The 3,362-nt window shown below is 40.9% G+C and carries 5 protein-coding genes; all 5 read right to left on the reverse strand.

Annotation, left to right across the window (positions count from 1 at the left end; all coding sequences use genetic code 11):
- On the reverse strand, positions 1–840 hold an 840-nt coding region (locus VGA95_01300; protein ID HEX9665173.1), incomplete at its 3' end, for a transposase.
- A gap of 88 nt (positions 841–928) precedes the next feature.
- A complete protein-coding gene (locus VGA95_01305; GenBank protein ID HEX9665174.1) occupies positions 929–1,411 on the reverse strand; it encodes a hypothetical protein in 483 nt (160 codons plus the stop codon).
- A gap of 265 nt (positions 1,412–1,676) precedes the next feature.
- The gene (locus VGA95_01310) at positions 1,677–1,982 is read right to left on the reverse strand and encodes a HigA family addiction module antitoxin (GenBank protein HEX9665175.1); all 306 of its coding nucleotides are present in this window, start codon (positions 1,980–1,982) and stop codon (positions 1,677–1,679) included.
- Positions 1,983–1,994: 12 nt separating this feature from the next.
- On the reverse strand, positions 1,995–2,276 hold the full coding sequence (locus VGA95_01315) for a type II toxin-antitoxin system RelE/ParE family toxin (protein HEX9665176.1): 282 nt from the start codon (positions 2,274–2,276) through the stop codon (positions 1,995–1,997).
- Between the two features lie 80 nt (positions 2,277–2,356).
- Positions 2,357–3,362, reverse strand: a 1,006-nt coding sequence (locus tag VGA95_01320; protein ID HEX9665177.1) for an ABC transporter permease subunit, incomplete at its 5' end; no start/stop codon positions are given.

Below are 3,362 nucleotides of genomic sequence, written 5' to 3' on the forward strand. Positions count from 1 at the left end.
TAAATTTTCATAACTCCTTACTGTCCTACTCACAGTCGAATAATGAACCCCAAAATACTTACCTATCTCCTTCATTGTATAACGTCCATATAAATATGCTTGTGCCATAGCCTCTTTTTTATCCTTGCTCATTTCATAATATCTTTCTATTGTCAATTTAACCGGCCTTCTCTGCTCTATTGGTATTTCCGATAAATCCTCTTCATCACCAATCAAATCTTGTATACGTTTTATATATTGTTCGGTGCCTAAATATATTTGCTTCCTAACATAATTCCATACACTAGGTGATTCTAATCCCTGCTGTACAAAGTCTATAAAATTCAAAATAGCTTCTTTCCTTGAACTACCAAACTGTCCAAGTATCAAGTCCACCTCCACCCACTCAGCACGTATCTCTTCACCAACCGTAGCCCTAAAACTACTCCACTTCCAATCCCCTACGCTCCTGACTACCCTCGCCCTAACCGGGTTAAGCACTACGTATCGACACAACTCTAGTAAATAGCTTTCCTTATCAACTAATACCGCCTTATAACGACCTTGGAAAACATGTCCCACTCGGCTGTGTCGACGGTTAAAACTCTGTGTGTATACCCCGTTCAATTGTCGCATGCCTGCGGAAAGATTGGGCTCAGGAGTCTCTATTACTAAATGGTAATGGTTAGTCATCAGACAATAGGTATGACATTTCCATTGCATCCTCTTACATACTGAACGAAAAATGTTAAGCCACAAGTATCTATCGTCTTCATCAAGATATATATTTTCTCTGCCATCACGACGAGAAGTTATGTGGTATATAGCACCTGGGAATTCAATTCTTAAAGGACGCGCCATTTGTACAATTATTATAGCTCAATAATGAATAATGTGGTATTGCAAGACCTAACCCCATATTTACCATATTTATTCTCTTCCTTAGACTTCACTCGCTCCATACATTGTTAACAGCACTTTGATATGCACGGAACTTAGATGAAATTAACTTAGCCTCAGAACACTCATCGTATTTAAAGGTTTTCATGTTTTCAACTCTGATTAGATGCTTAAAATCGTCCCACATAGTGGTATTTGTTGTGTCAAAGGAGTAGCCTTCTTTAACCTGACAAATAGTTAGAGAGTAGTCATCGGTTGTTTTAGGTATAACAACTATGTCAGCTGGTTGCATTCCCAGCATCCTCGCTAAAATATCATACCTCAAGGATGATTTTTCATATGTTTCATCCCATATATTTCTGAAACTATTTATCCAATTTTCTTTTTCTACCAACTTTGCAGATTTATTCAGGAGTTCTAAACCCGAATGACCCCATCCTTGCCTAAGAAAACCTTTATTTAGTAATTCAACCACTACCCAGGAATGGGCATCATCATAGTTTATTCTGAATACAAAGTATCTTCGATCCATTTTATTCTACTCCCACCTTTCTTTAGCCTACAATAATGCAGATAATATCTCAAAAAGGTATTTAGAGCACCCTCATTGTCCCCACAATCCCTTACCATTTTCCCTAGCTTCCTCTCTAAACTACAGGATACAGGATGAGAAATGCAGGATGCAAGATGCAAGATACAGGATGCGTGGTACAAGATTCAAGATGCAGGATACAGGATGCAGAATTCAGGATGCAGGATACAGGATACAGTAGGTGGAACTCCTCCTAATTAGTTTTTCACGCTGAAGCTCGGTGAACTTGAACTTCACGTTTGAGGCGTTCTGTTAATTGATCCTCTGCCATATCAAGGTCGTAATCCATTTGTAAGCCAAGCCAGAATTGGGGAGACATATCAAAATATTTAGCCAATCGTAAAGCTGTATCTGCCGTTATTCTTCGCTTGCCATGAACTATCTCATTAATTCGACGCGCAGGAACTCTGATGTCAAGCGCCAACCGATTTTGGCTAATTCCCATAGGCTGTAAGAACTCTTCAAGCAGAATTTCACCGGGATGTATAGGTGCGATCTTTTTTGAACTCATAATTAAAACCTCCTAATGATAATCAAGTATTTCTACGTTATATGCATCACCTTCTTGCCATTCAAAGCATATTCTCCATTTATCGTTAATACGGATGCTATATTGACCTTCTCTATCACCATGTAATGCTTCTAATCGGTTTCCAGGTGGAACAAGTAAATCCCGCAGAGTCTTCGCTCTATTTAGCATCCGAAGCTTTCGCAATGCTATCCGTTGAATACCACGTGGGAACATTCTGGAAAATGTGCGTTTGAATATCTTTTCCGTTTCTTTGCATTTAAACGACCTTATCACTTATAAAGTATATAACGCAACGCGTTAAACGGCAAACACAAAAAGGTTACACCTCGGCAGATGGTTTGAAAAATAAAAGATTATTCAACTTTTAATCTCAATCCTTTTGGCACGAAAACATGTTCAGATAAATCAAACAATCCTTGCACCAAAAGTGCCAAAACAGCGGCGGGGATTGCACCTTCGAGGATAAGGGGAATGTTATCAAGCCGTATTCCAGTTAGTATTGGCTGGCCATAACCACCCGCCCCGATCAGGGCGCCTAGAGTTGCCGTCCCAACATTTATTACCGCAGAGGTTTTGATGCCACCTATTATGGATCTTGATGCCATGGGTAATTCTATAAGTCTCAGCGTCGCAAAATAGGATAAACCAAGCGCCTCGGCTGATTCTCGGATATTGGATGGAATATCATGTAGGCCTGTATAAGTGTTACGAACAATGGGAAGCAGGCTGTAGAGAAATAGTGCAACAATTGCGGGTGTTGCACCGATTCCGAGGAGTGGAATCATAAAGACAAGCAAAGCCAGGGACGGAATCGTTTGAATTATTCCGACGATGCCCAGAATCGCTTGACCTAGCCTCTCGTTTCGGTGAGCCCAAATCCCCAGCGGTATCGATATCAAAATTGCGGCCGAAAGGGAGACTGCAACGAGAAAAAGATGCTGGAGCGTGTTATGCCCAAGTCGATTTAAAAACGAGTCCGTTATTGGAGGCGTATTTATGTCTAAACTCTTCTTCAAAAACTTCGCCGCTACAGCAGCCTCCGGCTCTCCGTTTATCTTTACCAGTGCATTCATTTTAATCATATCCTCTTCAGAGATTTTGCCCTGAAGGCCCAATATCTCCCTGAGTGCCTCGGGAGCTCGTTCCTTTAGTCCGGAACGGTAAAGTAGGACTGCGTTATAGTTCGTGAAGTGGTTGAGATCGTCCTTTAACCTTCTCAAATTATAATATTCGATCTCTGCATCAGTCGAATACAGATCAACTACATCAATACCACCACTTTCAACTCCCTTGTAGGCAAGGTCGTGGTCCAATCCCCTAACATTCTTCTGTGGCAGGTTATATGCACGTCGTAGACTT

The organism is Thermodesulfobacteriota bacterium, from assembly GCA_036397855.1.
In the GTDB taxonomy this organism is placed as follows: Bacteria; Desulfobacterota_D; UBA1144; order Nemesobacterales; family CSP1-2; genus DASWID01.